Genomic DNA, 17,667 nt, shown 5'->3' with positions numbered 1-17,667 from the left:
TGTGACCGCGAATGGAACCATAAACTACGCCGAACTGGACGAACTGGTCCGTGACCGGCGGGAATTATTGGGAGACGGCCGCCGACTTGTCATGGTGTCGTGCGCGAACGCCCTGGAGCCCCTGGTGACTTATCTCGCCGCGCTCGCGGCGGGGCATCCAGTTCTCCTCATCGCAGGCGACGGGGACGAGCCGAGCCAGGAGCGGAACAGGAACGGGCTCCTTGAGCGTTACGACCCCGACGTGGTTTTGGCGCCCGTCGGCGGCGAATGGCGTCTGGATGAGCGACGCGAGGGAAGCCGGCACACGTTGCACCCTGAGCTGGCACTGCTGCTCAGCACCTCGGGCTCGACAGGATCGCCGAAACTCGTTCGGCTGTCACGCGAGAATGTGCGCAGCAACGCGAGAAGCATCGCCGACTACCTCGCCCTGACCGAGCAGGACCGGGCGGCCACAACCCTGCCGATGCATTACTGCTACGGCCTCTCAGTCGTGAACAGCCACCTGATCTCCGGGGCGAGCCTGCTCCTCACCGAGCGTTCGGTGGTCGAGTCTGAATTCTGGAACGAGTTCGACGCGGCAGGGGCCACCTCCTTCGCCGGCGTTCCCTACACCTTCGACCTTCTCGATTCGACCGGATTCGCTGGGCGCCAACATCCGAGCCTGCGCTACATCACTCAGGCCGGCGGCCGGCTCGGCCCCGACCGGGTGCGCGATTACGCCCGGCTGGGGCAGGAACGTGGATTCGATTTCGTCGTCATGTACGGACAGACAGAGGCGACCGCACGGATGGCCTACCTGCCGCCGGAGTTGGCGGCGACCCGGCCTGAATCCATCGGAATCCCGATACCGGGCGGGCAGTTCCGCATCGACGACGCCGACGAGCACTCGGTCGGTGACCTCGTGTACACCGGGCCGAACGTCATGATGGGATACGCGGAGAGCCCGGAGGGACTCGCCGCTGGACCGACAGTGGGGGATCTGCGCACCGGCGATCTAGCCCGCCAGCACGACGACGGACTCTTCGAAATCGTCGGGCGGAGCAGTCGCTTCGTCAAGATATACGGCCTGCGGATCGATCTCGACCGGGTCGAACGGCTCCTTGACGACGACGGTGTCGAAGCGAGGGCGGTGAACCATGAGGAACGCCTTGTGGTCTTCGTGCGAGAGCGGTGGGCCCTCGGGCTCGTCGCGCCGATCGCCGCGGAGGCGCTTGGCTTGCCCGATCACAGCGTCCGGGTGCACCTTGTCCAGGATTTCCCCCTGACGTCCAGCGGCAAGCCAGACACCGCGAGCCTGCTCCGGGAGGCGGCGCTCCTCGAGCGTAAAGCCCCGCTGGTGGATCGCAGAGGGACCGTGACGGCGGAGAATATTCGGGCGCTCTACGCAACCCTCCTCGACCGCCCGGATGCGGTCCTGGACGACAGCTTCGTCGCGCTGCACGGCGACTCGCTCAGTTACGTCGAGGTCTCGGTGCGGCTCGAGCAGATGCTCGGCACGCTCCCCAGGGACTGGCCCGCGAAATCGGCCCGGGAGTTGGCCAACCGCCGAACCGCACCGTCCGGGGCGCGACCCCGACGGTCGCTGGCGCGCATGGAGACATCCGTCTTGCTGCGGGCTATCGCCATCGCGCTCATCACGGGGACGCACGCCAACCTCTTCCACATACAGGGCGGTGCTCACCTGCTGCTCGGAATCCTGGGCTACAACCTGGCCCGATTCCAGTTCGCCGATGTACCTCGGCCGATGCGGCTCGGGAAGCTTCTGCGCAGCGCCGTCCAGATCTTCGTCCCGGCCGTGCTGTGGATCGGTGGAGTTGGCCTGATTGGAGGGATGTACGAACCCGCGACGGTCTTCATGCTGCACAACCTGCTCGGCGGCGACGAACGCTGGACGGTGCAATGGCAGTACTGGTTCCTGGAATCCGTCGTGTGGACGATCCTCGGCCTGGCGCTTCTCTTCTGCGTGCCCCAGCTCGACCGGATCGAGCGCCGATACCCCTTCGTCTTCGCGGCGTCCTTCTTTGCGGGGGCGCTTCTGCTTCGCCTGCTGCTGACCGGAGGGGTCGAGGCCGGGCCGACCGAACGGTATTCGCTGCCGATCGTGCTCTGGCTCATCGCTCTCGGCTGGCTCATCGCACGTTCCACGGACGTCACGCGGCGGGTGCTGAGCTCGGCGGTCGTCGTGCTCTCCGTTCCGGGCTTCTTCGGCGACCCGGCCCGCGAGGCGACCACGATAGCGGGACTGCTTCTTCTCCTCTGGCTTCCGGCCGTGCCCCTCCCGCGGATTCTGGTGCCGGTGCTGAGCGTCACGGCCTCGGCCTCGTTGTTCGTATATCTCGTCCATTGGCAGGTCTTCCCGCTTTTCGGGAACGACGGTCCGCTGCTCGCCACCCTTGCCTCCTTCGCGGTGGGTATCCTCGCCTGGCGAGGGTATTCCGCACTGAGCGCTTGGTGGACTCGTCATCCCGCGGTCGCAACTCGCACGCTTATGACCAATGTATTCGCGACAAGAACGTCGGCCGGTCGCCGGCGGTGACGTTGGGCTGGATGAGCGGGGCATAGTTCGGGGCGAGGTCGGGTGCGGTTAGGAATGCGGGAGACGTCGTCCCCCGATGAGCAGCCAGAAGATCATGGCGGTCTCGCCCGCGAAGCCGAACAGGCCGAAGGTCGGGGTGAAAGCGGGTGCCACCACCAGGCCGATGAGGTCGGCAATGTAACCTATGGCGGCGAGACCGATCAGGATTCCAAAGACCTTCGGCATGAAGCCGGAGCGGATCGACAGATAGGCGATCAGGAGGAGATGTACCCCGAACAGGCCCAGGGCGGTGTTCCAGATCGACGAGAACGAGTCGATGTCGGCCAGCGCGACTTCCGGGGTGTCGAGGTTGTTGAAGGCGACCACGAGCCGGCTGAGTGCGACCATGAACCACCCGGCGAAAGCGATTCTGATCAACCCGGCAACAGCGGAGACGACACGGCTGACGGGCTTGAAGAGCGCGTAGGTGCCGGCGGCGGCGACGACGTCCAGCACGACGACGACACACAGAGCGCCGATCCCGGCGAGCCACAGCGCCGGCGAGGCGGAAATTGCATCGGTCGTCTTTTCCGCATCACCGGCGGTCACGAGGCCGTTGATGGCGATGAAATAACCAAAGATCGAGAGGAACACCATGGCCGTGAGGGCGGTGCCCGTTACGAGCGCTCCGGTTCGCTGCGACCAGCGGAAGGGGTTGAGTGTGGCAGCCGGCGCTGTGGCGCTGGGCGCGGGGTGGAGGTGAGTGGTCATGGCTCGTGTCATTACTGTATCTGTGGCTAAAACTTACGATGTATGCTTATGTTGTAAGTAAGATATATGTACGTGGTAAGGTTTGTCAACGGATATGAGTGCGGGAGAGAGACTTGGCAGCAGCACGTGAAGCAGCACCCGCACCCCGAGCTCGTTTGAACCGCGAGCGGGTGATCGCTACCGCCGTTCGCCTTGCCGACACTGAGGGGCTTGAAGCCCTCACGATGCGGCGTCTGGGTGAGGACCTGAACGTGAAGGCCATGTCGATCTATAACCACGTGGCCAACAAGGATGACCTCATCAACGCCATGGCCGATGCGATCTTCAGCGAGATCGAATTGCCGTCACACAGCGATGAGTGGAAGCCGGCAATCCGAAAGCGCTCGATCTCATTCCGGGATGTCCTCGCCCGTCATGCTTGGGCTACTACCGTTCGTGACTCCGGAACGAACCCGGGACCGGGCACCCTCCGGCACCACGACCGGGTGATCGGAACCTTCCGCAACGGCGGTTTCTCGATCGAGAAGACGGCCCACGCGTTCTCCGCTGTCGACAGCTATATCTACGGGTTCGCGATGCAGGAGAAGAGCCTGCCCTTCACCACGCAGGAAGAGACGGCAGCGATGGCCGCGGTCATGCTGGCGCAGCTGCCCACAAGCGAGTACCCGTACCTGGCTGAACTCACGGCCGACCACGTCTTGAAGCCCGGATACTCCTATGGGGATGAATTCCTGGTCGGGCTCGACCTCATGCTCGACGGACTCGAGACCATGCGAGACACCGATCAGGCCTTTGAATGAATGAGGGCGTCATGAGACACACGTGACGGGCACCCATTGACATTCCACGCGGCATCCGCGCCCCGGTTGTCACCTACACGGTGGTGGCGTCATCGACCTGGCCGACGAGCTCCTCGATGATGTCCTCGAGGAACAGAACGCCCGTGGCGACTCCGTCAGCGTCGAACGATGTGGCGACATGCGCACCGAGGCGCCGCATTGACGCCAGGGCATCCTCGAGCTCGCTGCCCCGGAACACGGAGGCCAGGCGACGGATGCGTTTGGCCGGCACCGGCTCCGTGAACGTGCTCCCGGAGGTGAGGTCCATCACGTCTTTCAGGTGCAGGTAGCCCGTGGGCTGCCCGTCGACGTCAGTGAGGATGTACCGGGAGTAGCCGTGCTGGGCGACGGCCCGCTGGATGTCGGCGGGTGACGCGGATGCCGGCAGGCAGACCATTGAGCCGATCGGCACCTCCACGTCGGAGACTCGCTTCGAGGTGAACTCGAACGCGGCGGAGAGGGTGCCCGAAGCATCCGTCAGGAGACCCTCGCGGGTGGACTGCTCCACGATGCCGGCCACCTCGTCGAGGGTGAATGCGCTGGTCGCCTCATTCTTCGGCTGCACCTTGAACAGGCGCAGCACCCCGTTCGCCAGCCAGTTCAGGCTGACGATCACCGGGTCGAAGATGCGGGCGACGAGGACGAGCGGCGGCGCCAGGATGAGCGCGGCGCGGTCGGGCACGGAGAAGGAGATGTTCTTGGGCACCATCTCGCCGAACACCACGTGCAGGAACGTCACGAGCGCGAGCGCGCTCGCGAAGGCGATCACGCTGATCGCGCGCTCAGAGAGTCCGGTCAGGGCCAGCGGGTACTCCAGCAGGCCGTGGATGGCCGGCTCGGACACGTTCAGGATGAGCAGCGAACACACGGTGATGCCCAACTGGCTGGTCGCCAGCATCAGGGTCGCGTGTTCCATCGCCCAGAGGGTGGTCTTCGCCGCCTTGTTGCCGCGGGCGGCGAGCGGCTCGATCTGCGACCGGCGGGCCGAGATCACGGCGAACTCGGCGCCCACGAAGAACGCGTTGACGGTCAACAACACGACGAGCCAGATCAGGCCCGGCCAGTACTCACTCATGGGTCAGGTCTTTCTGGATTCGGGTGACGATTCGGTCGTGTCTGGTGGCCAGGCTCGGATCGTGCTCGGGGTCTTCGGGGGTGTAGCGCACGCGCTGAACCTGCACGCCATCGACTCGGTCGATCCGCAGGATGCCACCGTCGACGGGGACCTCGTCGCCGAGTTCGGGAATGCGGTCGAGCTGATCGGCGATGAAGCCCGCGACGGTCTCGTAGTCGCCGTCCTCGGGCACCGTGACGCCCGTCCGATCGAACAGCTCGTCCGGCCGCCAGCCGGCGTCGAACACCACAGAACGACCCGAACGGATGACGCCGGCTTTCGCCCGGTCATGCTCGTCTTCCAGCTCGCCCACGAGTTCTTCGACGAGGTCCTCGAGCGTGACGATGCCGGCCGTTCCGCCGTATTCGTCCGCGACGACCGCGATCTGGAAGCCCTGTCTGCGCAGCAGGCCCAGGAGCGTGTCGACGGCCATCGACTCGGGCACACGCAGTGCCTCCACCTTCAGCTCGTCGGCGGTGACCTGGTCGCGTTGCGCCAGCTCGACGGCGAAGGCCGCCTTGACGTGCAGCACCCCGACGATGTCGTCGGAATCCCTGTCGATCACGGGGAAGCGGGAGTAGCCGGTGGCCGTGGACAGGGCCAGGATGCTCTCGGCAGAGTCGGTGACCTTGACCGAGGACATCCGTACCCGGGGGGTCATGACGTCGTCGACCGTGTGGTCGGCAAAGCGCAGCGTGCGGTGCAGCATGGCCGCGTGGTCGTTGTCGAGCACGCCTTCCGTCGCCGACCGCCGCACGAGGAAGCTGAGCTCTTCGGCGCTGCGGGCACCCGAGAGTTCCTCTTTCGGCTCGATGCCGACCAGGCGGATCAGGGCGTTGGCGGTGTTGTTGAACAGCAGGATGACGGGCTTGAATACGGCGGTGAACAGGGCCTGCGGGGGCAGCACGATCTTTGCCGTGGCCAGCGGCACGGCCAGGGCGAAGTTCTTCGGCACGAGCTCGCCGATCACCATGGAGAACAGGGTGGCCAGCGAAATGGCGATGATGGTGCCGAGCAGCGGCACGAGTCCTTCGGGCACGCCGGCGCCCGTGAGCGGCCCGGTCAGCAGCGAGCTGATGGCGGGCTCGAAGGTGAACCCGGTCAGCAGGGTGGTCAGCGTGATGCCGAGCTGCGCACTGGACAGGTGCGTGGAGGTGATCTTCAGGGCCTTGATGGTCGGGCCGAGGCGTTTCTCGCCGCGTTCCTGCCGGGCCTCGAGCTCGTTGCGGTTCAGGGTGACCAGGGAGAATTCGGCGGCGACGAAGATGCCCGTTCCGACGGTGAGGAGAAGCCCGACCCCCACCATCGCCCACTCAAACAGCATGTGGCCCTCTCAGACTCGGGCGCAGGATGTCGAGGCGTGGCTGGATGGGCGAGGGTTTATCAGGGTCCATGAGGAGGGTAAGACTATCGGGCGGTGCCCGGCTGTGGCTGGGAAACTCTCGGTTCCGGCCTCCCTAAGCTCGTCGCGTGGGCGGTGCTCTGGTCGGCTTCTCCATCATCGGATTCGTGATCCTGGTGGGCTGTCTCGTCGCGCTCCTCGGCATCATCGGCGTCGGCGCCGGGCTGGCCATCAACCGGGTGTTCTTTCACACTCCGATGGCTGAGACCATGCTGGGTGCGGCTGCTCCTGGCGTTCGGCATGTCGTTGCCCGGGGAGCGCCTGCTCAAGGCGGGATCGGCGCGCAAACGCGTGGCGGCGGCATCCGTCATCAAGGGGGTCGTGATGCCGGTGGTGCCTACATCTTCGGCCGGTTCGTCTCCGGCTGGACGCTGCGAAGCTGTTCGCGGTGGTGGCCGTCGCGGCGCTGCCTGCCCCGATCTAGCGGCCGGCCGGCCGATGGCCGAGCACGACATCGATCGCTCGAAGCCGAACACGGCTCCGGACCACAAAGCGAGGGAATGCCGGCCGAGCTGAGTCCGACGCCCTACGCCTCGTATCGAACGAATTCGACGGAGATTTTGCTTTAGAAAGCGTGTTTCGGTTCAAAAACGGGTGCTTGACCAAAAATCTCCGTCGAATTGGTTCGACGCCGAGCACAGCGTTCCGCCTTCGATGAACCGAGGCCACTCGGTGCGGTCAGCTCTGACCTTGCGAAAGCGACACAACCAAACGATTCGGACTCACTCATCTAACACCGGGGGCCGCCGTCGCAGCCAGGGGCGCAGCATCCGGGTGATCTGGGGCATGACCAGGAAGGTCCTGGCCCCGCTGAGCCCAGCGCGTGGCCTCAGAGATGTGGGTCGGCTCGACGCGGCGGGTGACGGAGACGGTGACGGAGGTCGCTGGGCGCGCTTGTGGCGATCTTGTGGCGATATTGTGGCGATACTGTGGCGCCCCCAGGGTATGGAAGTCATTGTGCGAGTAGCGCCGCCGCGCTCGCACGCGCCGTTGCCGGCACGTTTCCGGCTCGGTGCGCCGGTTAGAAGATCATCGGGCGGTCGTCGTCTTCGCCCTCGAGGGCCAGCTCCACGACCACGGGAACGTGGTCGCTCGGCGCATCACCCTTGCGCTCATTGCGGTGGATGCTCGCCGCGGTCACCAGATCCGCGAACGCGGGGGAGCCGAGGATGAAGTCGATCCGCATGCCCTCGTTGCGGGGGAACCTCAGCTGTTTGTAGTCCCAGAAGGTGTAACCCTCCGGAGCCAGCGGGCGCACCACATCGAAGATGCCCTCCGCCTCGAACGCGCGGAACGCGGCCCGCTCGGGCTCGGAGATGTGAGTGGCTTTGCCGGGAACGAAGCTCGGGTCACCCATGTCACGCTCGAATGGGGCCACGTTCCAGTCGCCCATCAGTGCGAGGGCCAGGTGCGGGTCGCGAGCCAGTTCGTTTCGGGCGTGCGCGCGCAGGCGCTCCAGCCAGTCCAGCTTGTAGGCGAAGTGCGGGTCGTCGAGGCTGCGTCCGTTCGGAACGTACAGGCTCCACAACCGCAGGTCCTCCACCGTGACGCCGAGCGCCCGGGCCTCGAGCGGGAGGCCGGGACCCTCCTGGCCCTTCAGAAAGCCGGGCATGCCGGGGAAGCCGGTGGCGACATCCGTCATCTCGAGGCGACTGGCGAACGCGACGCCGTTCCACTGGCTGAGGCCGTGGACGGCGAGCTCGTAGCCGGCGTCCTCGAACGCCTGCGCCGGGAACTGCGGAGGCTTACATTTGATCTCCTGCATCGCGAGCACGTCGATGTCCTCGCGCACCATCCAGTCGACGACCCGGCCGACTCGGGCACGGATGGAGTTGACGTTCCAGGTGGCGATGCGCATGCTTCCAGCCTATTTGACGGATGCCGCTCGGGCGTTTCTAAGTGGGGAGGGGAGTTCTCGGAGCCGGGAGTGACAGGATCGAACCACAACGAAAGGCAGGGCGGTACCCATGACGGATTTGCAGATCGGCTACGCGGCGATGCTGGAGCAGTTCGCGCCCGCCGAGGCGGTGGCCCTGTCGGCCTACGCCGAGGAACACGGGTTCACCGGGGTGATGGCGGCCGACCACTTCCAACCGTGGGTGCCCGCCCAGGGTGAGTCCTCGTTCGTCTGGAGCGTGCTCGCGGCGATCGGTGAGCGCACGAAGGGGGACCTCGGGCCCGGCGTCACCGCGCCCACCTTCCGGTGGCACCCGGCGATGGTGGCGCAGGCCTCCGCGACGCTCGCCTCGATGTACCCCGGCCGGCACTGGCTCGGCCTCGGCTCCGGCGAAGCTCTGAACGAGCACATCGTCGGCCAGTATTGGCCGGAAGCCCCCGAGCGCATCAACCGCATGTTCGAGGCCATTGAGATCATCTCCAAGCTGTTCACCGCCTCCATCGCAGGCAAGGACGTCAAGCACTCCGGCCAGTTCTACAAGCTCGAGTCGACCCGGCTCTGGACCATGCCCGAGGTGGCCCCGGAGATTCTCGTCGCCACCGCCGGCCCGGTCACGGCCAAGCGCGCCGGGCGTCACGCCGACGGCCTGATCACGGTCGGAGCCCCGCTGGAAAAGATCTCGATGCTGTTCGGCAAGTTCGACGACGGCGCCCGGGATGGCGGCAAGGACCCGGCCGCTATGCCCAAGGTGCTGCAGCTGCACATGAGCTGGGCCGAAACCGACGAGGAGGCCATGCGGAACGCCCTGGTCGAGTGGCCGAACGGCGGGATGAAGTTCCCGAAGGGGGATATCCGTTCACCGTTCGAATTCGAGCAGATCGCCAAACTCGTCCGCCCCGAGGACTTCGAGGGCCGCATGATCATCTCAGCCGACCCCGACGACCACCGGGCCTACATCCAGAAGTTCGTCGACCTCGGCTTCGACCGCATCTACCTGCACAACGTGGGCCGCAACCAGCGCCAGTGGATCGACGTTTTCGGCGCATCCGTGCTGCCGAAGCTCGTGCGCTAGTGGTGCCAGAACCAACCGGCCTGCACGTTTTCGTGCTGGGGGGCATCGGTGAGGTCGAGGCCGGCGCAGACCTCGCTGCGCTCATCGCCGACGCGGCAGGCAGCCGCCTGCGCGACGGCGACATTCTCGCGGTGACAAGCAAGATCGTGTCCAAGGCCGAGGGCCGCCAGGTGCGGGCGGCCGATCGGGAACAGGCGATCACCGACGAGACGGTGCGGGTCGTCGCGACCCGCGCCTTTCCCGGCGGGATGACGCGGATCGTCGAGAACCGCCAGGGCCTGGTGATGGCGGCGGCCGGCGTCGACGCGAGCAACACCCCCGACGGGTTCGTGCTGCTCCTTCCCGTCGATCCGGATGCCTCCGCGCGCGCCCTCTGCGCAGCCCTTCACGAACGCACCAGCCTGCGGCTCGGCGTGCTGATCACCGACACCGTCGGGCGCCCGTGGCGTGAGGGCCAGACCGACATCGTGATCGGAGCCGCCGGAGTCACGGTTCTCGACGACCTGCGCGGCACGACCGATGCGTCCGGCCGGCGCCTCGACGTGACCGTCGCCGCGGTCGCCGATGAGATCGCCGGCGCGGCCGATTTGGTGAAGGGCAAGACCAGCGGCAACCCGGTCGCGGTCGTGCGCGGGCTCGGTCGCCTCGTGGGCGAGCCCGACGACGCGGATGCGCGCGGAGCGACCCGGCTGCTGCGGCCGAGCGAGAACGACATGTTCCGGCTGGGGAGCGCCGAGGCGCACGCCGAGGGTTTCTCGGAGGGGTACACGGCGGGGCTGGCCGCTGCCGCCGTCGACGCGGCATCCGTCGTTTCCGTCACCGAATGAGCTGGGTGGCGATCGTGCCCGTCAAGGGCAACCCCGGGGCGAAGAGCCGGCTGGGCGAGCGGCCCGATCGGGCCGGGCTGGCGGATGCCTTCGCTCTCGACACGGTCGCGGCCCTGCTGGCGGCGCATGGTGTCGACCGGGTGCTGGTCGTCACGGGCGACGGTGAACTTTCGGGTCGGCTGGCCGAGCTCGGGGTCGACATCGTGCGCGAGGCCCCGGTGCGCGAATCGATCCTGCCCGCAGACCCGTTGAACGCGGCAATCCGGCAGGGACTGGTGGTTGCCCGCGGGGCATTTCCGGAGGCGAACCTGGCCGTGCTGACCGGCGATCTGCCGGCGCTGACGCCCGCGGATGTCGAGCGCACTCTGCACCTCGCCGCCGCGCACGATCGCAGTTTGGTGCCCGACGCGGCCGGAACCGGCACCACGGCTCTGCTCGCGCTCGCCGGAGTCGCGATCGAGCCTCGGTTCGGGGTTGGGTCTCGGGCCGCCCATGAGGCCGCCGGCCATGTGCCGCTCGTGCTGGCGGCATCCGTTTCGATCCGTCACGACGTCGATACCGCCGCCGACCTTGCGGTGGCGCAGCGTCTCGGCGTCGGGCCGCACACCCTCCTGGTCGTCGAGGCCCCGGGGTCGGCCGCCGCGCGCTGATCGGCGCGTCGCAAAAATCTCCGAGGTTACGTGCACGCCCAATGCGGCAGGGAGTCGAAACTGTTGCCGCCATGGATGGAGCTGCCGCGGCTGTGCTACTGCCGCTCAGACGACGGAGTGGGTGCCGCGAGCGAAGGCGAGCGCATCCGCCGCGAGCCGCATGGTTGTCGCGGCATCCCGCATCCAGAGCGGCACGGCGACCGAATGGATGCCGGCGGCCGCCAGCGCCGGCAGCGCGCCGGCATCCGTCTCGTCCACCAGCCACCCGTCGAGCACGCCGCCCGCGGCGCGGGAGCCGTAGTGCAGGCCCACGGCCTCGGCCGTAGTCTCGACGCCGATGGTGTGCAGGCAGGCGTCGGCCATGCCGCGCACGGCCGCGCCCGCGATGATCGGCGAGACGCCGACCACCGCGGCGGTGCTGGAACGCAGGGCGTCCCGGATGCCCGGTACGGCGAGGATCGTGCCGACCGAAACGACCGGGTTCGACGGCGGCAGGATCACCAGGTCGGCCGTCATGATGGCGTCGACGACGCCCGGCGCGGGGACTGCGGACTCAAGTCCGACCTGCACGAACTCGGTCGCCGGAACGCCGGCGCGGTAGCGCACCCACCACTCCTCGAAGTGGATCAGCTCGCCGGCCCGGTGCTCATCGGCATCCATAGCCAGTCGGGCATGTGTCTCGACGGGGATGTCGCTCATCGGCAGCAGGCGCGCCCCGGGCTGCCAGCGGCGGCAGAGGAACTCGGTGGCCTCGCTCAACGTGGAGCCGTTCCGGAGCAGGTCGCTGCGCACGATGTGGGTGGCCAGATCCAGGTCGCCGAGCGTGAACCAGGACCAGCCGCGCCCGTAGGCGGCGATCTCAGCGGAGGCGCGGCGGGACTCCTCGGGCCGCCCCCAACCCTGCTCCTCGTTGATGCCTCCGCCGAGGGTGTACATCACGGTGTCGAGGTCCGGGCAGATGCGCAGCCCGTCCAGCCACATGTCATCGCCCGTGTTCACGATCACCGTCACCGTCGCCTCCGGCTCGGTTTCCGCCAGGTGCTTCAGCAGCCCGCGGGTGAACCGGGCGCCGCCGATGCCGCCGGCCAGAACGGTGATGGTCGTCATCTGTGCGCTCTTCCGTGCTGGGTGACCTCGGGTTCACGGGGAGGCGGGAAGGCCGGAATCGTCGTGGATGGAGCGAACACGATCACCGGATGCCCGCCGCGCGGATGTGGGATCACGTCGCAGTCCACGCCGTAGACCTCCGCAATGGTCGCCGGCCGCAGCACCGCCTCGGGGGTGCCGGCCGCGACCAGTCGCCCGTGGTGCAGCAGCAGGATCTGGTCGCAGAACGCGGCGGCCAGATTCAGATCGTGCAGGGCCATGATCGCGGTCAGGCCCGTGGCGGCCGCGCCCGCGCAGAGCCCGCGCACCTGCCCGAGCAGCCCGATCTGGGCGCTCACATCGAGGTGGTTGTTCGGCTCGTCCAGCAGCAGCAGACTCGGCCGCTGCGCCAACGCTCGGGCGATCTGCGCGCGCTGCTGCTCGCCGCCGCTGAGCGTATGCCACGCCCGGTCGGCGAGGTCGCTGCCGCCGACCACGGCCAGCGATTCCTCGGCCACCCGGTGGTCGTCGTCGCCGCCGAAGCTGCCGAGCACCCGGCTGCGGTGCGGGATCCGGCCGAGGAGCACGACCTCGCGCACCGTGAGGTCGACGCTGGGCGCGGCGTTCTGTTCGAGCAGCGCCACCCGCCGGGCGGTCTCGCGCCGCGACAGACCGGACCCTCTGCCGGATCGCGCTCCGTCGAGTTCGACGCCGCCGGCATCCGGTGCCTCCAGCCCCGCGATCAGGCGCAACAGGGTGGACTTGCCGGCCCCGTTGGGTCCGAGCAGGCCGGTCACTGCGCCCGTGGGCACGACCGCCGACACATCGGTCAGAATCGGGGTGCCGTCGACCTGGAACGACACCCGGTCGAGGATCACGACCATGCGGCGGCCTTTCTGCTCTTGATCAGCACGATGAAGACGGGCACGCCGATCAGCGCGGTGATGATGCCCACGGGCAGCTCGCGGGGGTCGAACACCGTGCGTGCGACCGTGTCGGCCACGATCAGGAACAGGGCGCCGAGCACCACGGTCAGCGGCAGCAGGCGGCGGTGGCCGGGCCCGCTCAGGCCGCGCACCAGGTGCGGCAGGATCAGGCCGACGAAGCCGATGGCCCCGCTCACGGCCACCATGGCGCCGGTCAGTAGCGCCACCGCGCCGAGCAGTATCCACCGGGTGCCGTTGACGTTGATGCCGAGGGATGCCGCGGCGGTGTCCCCGAAGGTGAACGCGTCCAGACGGGTGGCCGAGAGCACGATCCCGGCGCCGACCACCACGAGGGCAGTGCCCGAGATGACGACGCTCGACCACGAGCTGCCGGCCAGCGAGCCCAGCAGCCAGTTGAGGATCTCCCGGTAGGAGTCGCCCTTGGCTGCCCAGAAGATGATGAAGGACGTGCCGGCCGCACCCAGTTGAGCGATGGCCAGGCCCGAGAGCACCGCGCGCCCGGGCGTGATCGTGTTGGCGACCCGCGCGATGCTCAGCGTGGCGACGAGGGCTGCCAGCGCGCCGAGGAACGCCGCGGCCGGCAGCGCCACCGCGACGCCGAGAACGATCACACAGACCGCGCCGAGAGAGGCCCCGCTCGACAGCCCGAGCAGGTAGGGGTCCGCCAGCGGGTTGCGGGTCACCGACTGCATCACCGCGCCGCAGAGCGCGAGCCCCGCGCCGACAGCGGCCGCGGTCAGAACGCGCGGCAGGCGCAGCTGCCACACGATCGAGTCGGTCAGCGGGGCCACCCCGGCGGCGCCCGGCAGGCCGAGGTGCCCGGCGAGGCTCGCGGCGACATCCGTCAGGCTCACGTCGGCCGGACCGATGGTCACGGCCAGCCCCGCCGTGAGCACGAGGGCCAGGACCGACAGGGCGAGCCAGCCCAGGTAGCCCGCGCGCCCGGCCACGCGACGGCTCTGGGCCGCCGTGCGTTCCGGCTGCTGCAGCTCCACCCGATCCACCCGATCCACCTGCCTCGCCTGTTCCGTCGTGTCTGTCCCGTTGGTGCTGTCCTGGCGTGTCCTGCGTCGTGCTCTGGCGCCGGTCGCTAGCCGGCCGTCGTGGACCCGAGCGCGTCGAGCTGTTCGATGGTTGACGCGGCGGCTTCGACGTTGCGGATGCCGGCCTCGGTGGCCGCGAACGGCAGCACGATGTAGCGCTGGTTCTTCACGGCGTCGAGTTGCTGCGTGGCCGGGTTCGTCTCGAGGTTCGCGATCTTCGACTCCGCGGTGTTCCACGTGGCGTCGACGAGCACGATCACGCTCGGGTTCGCCTCGATGACCGACTCCCAGCCCACCGAGGTCCAGGTGTCCTGCACGTCGGCGAACACGTTGGTCAGGCCCGCGGCCGCCATGATCATGTTGGGCGAGCCGATGCCGGCGCCCACGTAGGGAGTGTCGGTGCCGCTGGAATACCAGAGCGCGGTGGTGTCCGCGGCGGCGGGGTCAAGGGCCGCGAGGGTCTTCTGCTGATCGGCGACCAGGTCGGCCGCGGCCTCTTCGGCGCCGAAGATCGCGCCGGCCTCGGTGATCTCGGCGAACACGGAGTCGAAAGTGAGCGGGTCAGGCATGTAGCCCTCGCCCTTGCAGGCGGCGGGGGAAACGTAGCTGCCGATGCCGAGGTCGGTGAGGCTCTGGCGTTCGCCCACGCCCTCGGCCGAGAAGTTGGACTCCCAGCCGCCGTAGACGAAGTCGGGCGTGAGTCCGAGCACGGCCTCCTGGCCGGGCACGAAGTCGCTGACCACGAACAGGCCTGCGCCGGCCTTCTCGAGGGATGCCGGCAGCGGGCCGTCGAGGAACGCCGAGCCCACGATGCGATCGGAGAGGTCCAGTGCGAGCAGCAGCTCGGTCGTCGACGACTTGATCGTCACGATCCGTTCGGGCGCAGCCTCCACGATCACGTCGGTGCCGCAGTTGTCGATCGTCATCGGGTAGCCTCCACCCGTGCCGGCGCTCGCGCCCGGCGCGGCACTGGGCGCGGCGACGGGACTCGCCGCAGCGCATCCGCTCGATAGCAGGGCAGCCGCCGCTACGACCACCAGCAGGGGACCACGCAACGAACGTAATTGGGACATGTTACCGATCCGGTTCAGGGCCGCGAGAGCTGGTGGATCGTCGGTATGAGCGCGCCATGGCGACGATTCACCCGCTCTGGCGAGCACAGGGAGAACTGCGGGGCAGGAAGGGTGCGACCGAGCACGTGTCGGCGACCTGCCGCCCAAGTCGGGGCCGGCTCAACCGGTCAGAGCCAACCGGCGGTCTTCGTTCAGCCTAGGCCAGAACTTCGGCGCGGCCCATCACGGGCGAGCGGGGCGATGGGGGACGGATGTCCGGCGCGCCCGGGATACTCAGTGCGGCCAGTCGCCGGGCCGGTGAGAGTCAGTTTCGTCCTCTGCTCAGTTGAAGACCATTCCGCCGTCGACCAGAATCGACTGTCCGGTGATGTAGCCGGAGTCGGGGCCAGCCAGGAACGAAACGACCCCCGCGACCTCGGACGCTTCGGACAGGCGGGCGAGGGCGATGCCGTTCGTAAACTGATCCCAGCCCCACTCTTCCGACTGGCCCGCGTCGGCTGCCACCTTTTTCGCGAGCTCCTCCATGAGGGGCGTCTTCACGATGCCGGGGGCGAAGGTGTTGACCGTGATGCCGAATTGGGCCAGGTCCTTGGCGGCTGTCTGGGACAAGCCACGAATGGCGAACTTGGTGGCCGAGTACAACGCGATGCCGGGGTTCCCGACGTGACCGGCCTGGGACGCAGCACTGATGATCTTTCCACCGTGGCCGAGCTCTTTGAACGCCTTGGTGGCTGCCTGAATGCCCCACACCACGCCGTTGAAGTTGATGGAGAATATTTTTGCGATGCTTTCCTGGGTGATGTCATCGATTGGAGACGTGGGGGCGATGCCGGCGTTGTTGACGATGACGTCGAAGCCCCCGAGCTCCGTGACAGCCTGCTCGACCGCGGCGAACACGCTGTCTCGGTCGGAGACATCGACGTGCAGTGCGAGTGCTCCGCCCTCCTTGCCTCCCAGGGATTCGGCAACTGCGCCTGCGGTCGCACGGTTCAGGTCGGCGATGGCGACCTTGAAGCCGTCAGCGTGGAGTCGCTCAGCAATGGCCTGACCAATCCCCTGTCCACCACCGGTAACGAGTGCGACTTTTCCGTTTTCTGTGCGTGCCATGGTATTGATTCCAATCTCGATTATTCGCAACCTGCCGGCGAGTCGATGACGTCATGTCAAGGCAGGACAGGAGTTTTACTGATCCGATACGCACGGCGCCAGCAGCGCGGCGCGCACCGAGGATTTCCGGCGTCGTCGCGGCGGATGAGCGGCCCCGAGGGTGAACCTCTCGGGGTGAATCTGAGACATCCCCGTTTTTTGTGTCGATGTTGTCTAAGAACTCCAGCAGCAGACGAGGCATTACCCCCATTGTAGGCGCGATCGAGTGATATTCGGTCGGCCAGTGACCCCGTGCCCGACCGCGACGATAACGGTTTGCATGAACCCTTGCCACCGGCAGATTCGCTCGACAGGATGATATACGCGTTAGTCACACAGAAAAGCAGCACCAAATGTTTGCGTCGAAGACTAATAAGCCCGGACGCTGTCGTTCGGCTCAACGGTGTTCCGTCACTGGCGAATGTGGAGACAAGATGACTGTAGTTCGGGCCGCAATCACCCAGACCGAGTGGACGGGCGACCAGGAGTCGATGATCCAGAAGCACGAGGGATTCGTGCGCACCGCCGCCGAAGCGGGAGTGCAGGTGATCTGCTTCCAGGAGCTGTTCCACGGCCCCTACTTCGGCATTGTGCAGGACTCCACGTACTACGACTACGCGCAGAGCGTGCCGGGACCACTCGTGGAGCGGTTCCAGAAGCTCGCCGCCGAGCACACGATGGTGATCGTGCTCCCCGTCTACGAGGAGGAGCAGCCCGGCGTGCTCTACAACACGGCCGCCGTGATCGACGCCGACGGCACCTACCTCGGCAAGTACCGCAAGCACCACATCCCCCACCTGCCCCAGTTCTGGGAGAAGTTCTACTTCCGCCCCGGAAACGCCGACTACCCCGTCTTCGACACCATGGTCGGCAAGATCGGGGTCTACATCTGCTACGACCGGCACTTCCCGGAGGGCTGGCGCGTGCTCGGCCTGAACGGCGCCGAGATTGTCTTCAACCCCTCAGCCACCAAGCCCGGCCTCTCGAACCGGCTCTGGGAGCTCGAGCAGCCGGCCGCCGCCGTCGCCAACCAGTACTACATCGGCGCCAACAACCGCATCGGCACCGAGACCGAGGAGTTCGGCGCCGACGCCGTCACCTTCTACGGCAGCTCCTACTTCGTCGACCCGCGCGGCAACTACGTCGGCGAGGTGGCCTCCACCGACACCGAGGAGGTCGTCATCCGCGACCTCGACCTGGGCGTCATCCGAGAGGTGCGCAACTCGTGGCAGTTCTACCGGGACCGCCGTCCCGACTCCTACGGCCCGATCGCCCGGCCGTAGCC

Annotated in this window: 16 protein-coding genes; 7 read left to right on the top strand and 9 right to left on the bottom strand. The window is 67.3% G+C overall.

Annotated features, from left to right (window positions below):
* Window position 1 precedes the first annotated feature (1 nt).
* Window positions 2-2,536, top strand: a complete 2,535-nt coding sequence (locus E3T25_RS13485; RefSeq protein ID WP_134374794.1) for an AMP-binding protein — start codon at window positions 2-4, stop codon at window positions 2,534-2,536.
* Window positions 2,537-2,584: 48 nt separating this feature from the next.
* Here the strand turns inward: E3T25_RS13485 and E3T25_RS13480 are convergent, their stop codons facing one another.
* A complete protein-coding gene (locus E3T25_RS13480; protein ID WP_166784962.1) occupies window positions 2,585-3,286 on the bottom strand; it encodes a DUF4386 domain-containing protein in 702 nt (233 codons plus the stop codon).
* A gap of 170 nt (window positions 3,287-3,456) precedes the next feature.
* Here E3T25_RS13480 and E3T25_RS13475 point away from each other — a divergent pair, with 170 nt between their 5' ends.
* Complete coding sequence (locus E3T25_RS13475; protein WP_241980884.1) at window positions 3,457-4,086, top strand: TetR/AcrR family transcriptional regulator; 630 nt, start codon at window positions 3,457-3,459, stop codon at window positions 4,084-4,086.
* Window positions 4,087-4,159: 73 nt separating this feature from the next.
* Here the strand turns inward: E3T25_RS13475 and E3T25_RS13470 are convergent, their stop codons facing one another.
* A complete protein-coding gene (locus E3T25_RS13470) occupies window positions 4,160-5,200 on the bottom strand; it encodes a hemolysin family protein (protein ID WP_134374790.1) in 1,041 nt (346 codons plus the stop codon).
* Window positions 5,193-6,560, bottom strand: a complete 1,368-nt coding sequence (locus E3T25_RS13465; protein ID WP_134374862.1) for a hemolysin family protein — start codon at window positions 6,558-6,560, stop codon at window positions 5,193-5,195. Before E3T25_RS13465 ends, E3T25_RS13470 begins: the two co-directional genes overlap by 8 nt.
* A gap of 149 nt (window positions 6,561-6,709) precedes the next feature.
* On the opposite strand from E3T25_RS13465, the gene E3T25_RS13460 reads away from it, so the two are divergent.
* Window positions 6,710-7,210 (top strand): hypothetical protein, encoded by a 501-nt coding sequence (locus E3T25_RS13460; protein WP_134374788.1) that lies wholly within the window; start codon window positions 6,710-6,712, stop codon window positions 7,208-7,210.
* A gap of 452 nt (window positions 7,211-7,662) precedes the next feature.
* Here the strand turns inward: E3T25_RS13460 and E3T25_RS13455 are convergent, their stop codons facing one another.
* Window positions 7,663-8,499 (bottom strand): exodeoxyribonuclease III, encoded by an 837-nt coding sequence (locus E3T25_RS13455; RefSeq protein ID WP_134374786.1) that lies wholly within the window; start codon window positions 8,497-8,499, stop codon window positions 7,663-7,665.
* Window positions 8,500-8,608: 109 nt separating this feature from the next.
* Between E3T25_RS13455 and E3T25_RS13450 the strand changes: the two genes are divergently transcribed.
* Genes E3T25_RS13450 through cofC form a run of 3 tightly spaced genes read left to right on the top strand, consistent with a single transcriptional unit; the run spans window position 8,609 to window position 11,087 of the window.
* Complete coding sequence (locus E3T25_RS13450; RefSeq protein WP_104194343.1) at window positions 8,609-9,610, top strand: TIGR03557 family F420-dependent LLM class oxidoreductase; 1,002 nt, start codon at window positions 8,609-8,611, stop codon at window positions 9,608-9,610.
* 2 nt (window positions 9,611-9,612) lie between these two features.
* Window positions 9,613-10,437 (top strand): coenzyme F420-0:L-glutamate ligase, encoded by an 825-nt coding sequence (cofE, locus tag E3T25_RS13445; protein WP_198411439.1) that lies wholly within the window; start codon window positions 9,613-9,615, stop codon window positions 10,435-10,437.
* Complete coding sequence (gene cofC, locus E3T25_RS13440; RefSeq protein ID WP_134374784.1) at window positions 10,434-11,087, top strand: 2-phospho-L-lactate guanylyltransferase; 654 nt, start codon at window positions 10,434-10,436, stop codon at window positions 11,085-11,087. Before cofE ends, cofC begins: the two co-directional genes overlap by 4 nt.
* A 105-nt stretch (window positions 11,088-11,192) precedes the next feature.
* On the opposite strand, the gene cofD is transcribed toward cofC, so the two are convergent.
* The 5 genes from cofD to E3T25_RS13415 all read right to left on the bottom strand — a co-directional run bounded on the left by cofD (window position 11,193) and on the right by E3T25_RS13415 (window position 16,343).
* Window positions 11,193-12,194, bottom strand: coding sequence for a 2-phospho-L-lactate transferase (cofD, locus tag E3T25_RS13435; RefSeq protein WP_104100087.1), 1,002 nt, complete (start codon window positions 12,192-12,194; stop codon window positions 11,193-11,195).
* The gene (locus tag E3T25_RS13430) at window positions 12,191-13,057 is read right to left on the bottom strand and encodes an ABC transporter ATP-binding protein (protein WP_134374782.1); all 867 of its coding nucleotides are present in this window, start codon (window positions 13,055-13,057) and stop codon (window positions 12,191-12,193) included. Before E3T25_RS13430 ends, cofD begins: the two co-directional genes overlap by 4 nt.
* Window positions 13,048-14,070: a putative F420-0 ABC transporter permease subunit gene (locus tag E3T25_RS13425; RefSeq protein WP_241977409.1), complete on the bottom strand. Its 1,023-nt coding sequence runs from the start codon at window positions 14,068-14,070 to the stop codon at window positions 13,048-13,050. Before E3T25_RS13425 ends, E3T25_RS13430 begins: the two co-directional genes overlap by 10 nt.
* A gap of 140 nt (window positions 14,071-14,210) precedes the next feature.
* The gene (locus E3T25_RS13420) at window positions 14,211-15,236 is read right to left on the bottom strand and encodes a putative F420-0 ABC transporter substrate-binding protein (protein WP_134374780.1); all 1,026 of its coding nucleotides are present in this window, start codon (window positions 15,234-15,236) and stop codon (window positions 14,211-14,213) included.
* 321 nt (window positions 15,237-15,557) lie between these two features.
* Window positions 15,558-16,343 carry a (S)-acetoin forming diacetyl reductase gene (locus E3T25_RS13415; protein WP_104100090.1) on the bottom strand — a complete coding sequence of 262 codons (786 nt, stop codon included), beginning with the start codon at window positions 16,341-16,343 and terminating at the stop codon, window positions 15,558-15,560.
* 473 nt (window positions 16,344-16,816) lie between these two features.
* On the opposite strand from E3T25_RS13415, the gene E3T25_RS13410 reads away from it, so the two are divergent.
* On the top strand, window positions 16,817-17,665 hold the full coding sequence (locus E3T25_RS13410) for a nitrilase-related carbon-nitrogen hydrolase (RefSeq protein WP_134343166.1): 849 nt from the start codon (window positions 16,817-16,819) through the stop codon (window positions 17,663-17,665).
* The last annotated feature ends 2 nt before the right edge of the window (window positions 17,666-17,667 follow it).

This window comes from Cryobacterium sandaracinum, assembly GCF_004403415.1.
GTDB classification, from domain to species: Bacteria; Actinomycetota; Actinomycetes; order Actinomycetales; family Microbacteriaceae; genus Cryobacterium; species Cryobacterium sandaracinum.
The sequence above is the reverse complement of the archived record's forward strand: the minus strand, read 5'-3'. Positions and strand labels throughout refer to the sequence as shown.

What these genes read in the sequence shown, in the direction of transcription:
- E3T25_RS13480 (WP_166784962.1), bottom strand. Translation starts at nt 3,286, where the DNA reads ATGACCACTCACCTCCACCCCGCGCCCAGCGCCACAGCGCCGGCTGCC.
- E3T25_RS13470 (WP_134374790.1), bottom strand. Translation starts at nt 5,200, where the DNA reads ATGAGTGAGTACTGGCCGGGCCTGATCTGGCTCGTCGTGTTGTTGACC.
- E3T25_RS13455 (WP_134374786.1), bottom strand. Translation starts at nt 8,499, where the DNA reads ATGCGCATCGCCACCTGGAACGTCAACTCCATCCGTGCCCGAGTCGGC.
- E3T25_RS13450 (WP_104194343.1), top strand. Translation starts at nt 8,609, where the DNA reads ATGACGGATTTGCAGATCGGCTACGCGGCGATGCTGGAGCAGTTCGCG.
- cofC (WP_134374784.1), top strand. Translation starts at nt 10,434, where the DNA reads ATGAGCTGGGTGGCGATCGTGCCCGTCAAGGGCAACCCCGGGGCGAAG.
- cofD (WP_104100087.1), bottom strand. Translation starts at nt 12,194, where the DNA reads ATGACGACCATCACCGTTCTGGCCGGCGGCATCGGCGGCGCCCGGTTC.
- E3T25_RS13430 (WP_134374782.1), bottom strand. Translation starts at nt 13,057, where the DNA reads ATGGTCGTGATCCTCGACCGGGTGTCGTTCCAGGTCGACGGCACCCCG.
- E3T25_RS13420 (WP_134374780.1), bottom strand. Translation starts at nt 15,236, where the DNA reads ATGTCCCAATTACGTTCGTTGCGTGGTCCCCTGCTGGTGGTCGTAGCG.
- E3T25_RS13415 (WP_104100090.1), bottom strand. Translation starts at nt 16,343, where the DNA reads ATGGCACGCACAGAAAACGGAAAAGTCGCACTCGTTACCGGTGGTGGA.
- E3T25_RS13410 (WP_134343166.1), top strand. Translation starts at nt 16,817, where the DNA reads ATGACTGTAGTTCGGGCCGCAATCACCCAGACCGAGTGGACGGGCGAC.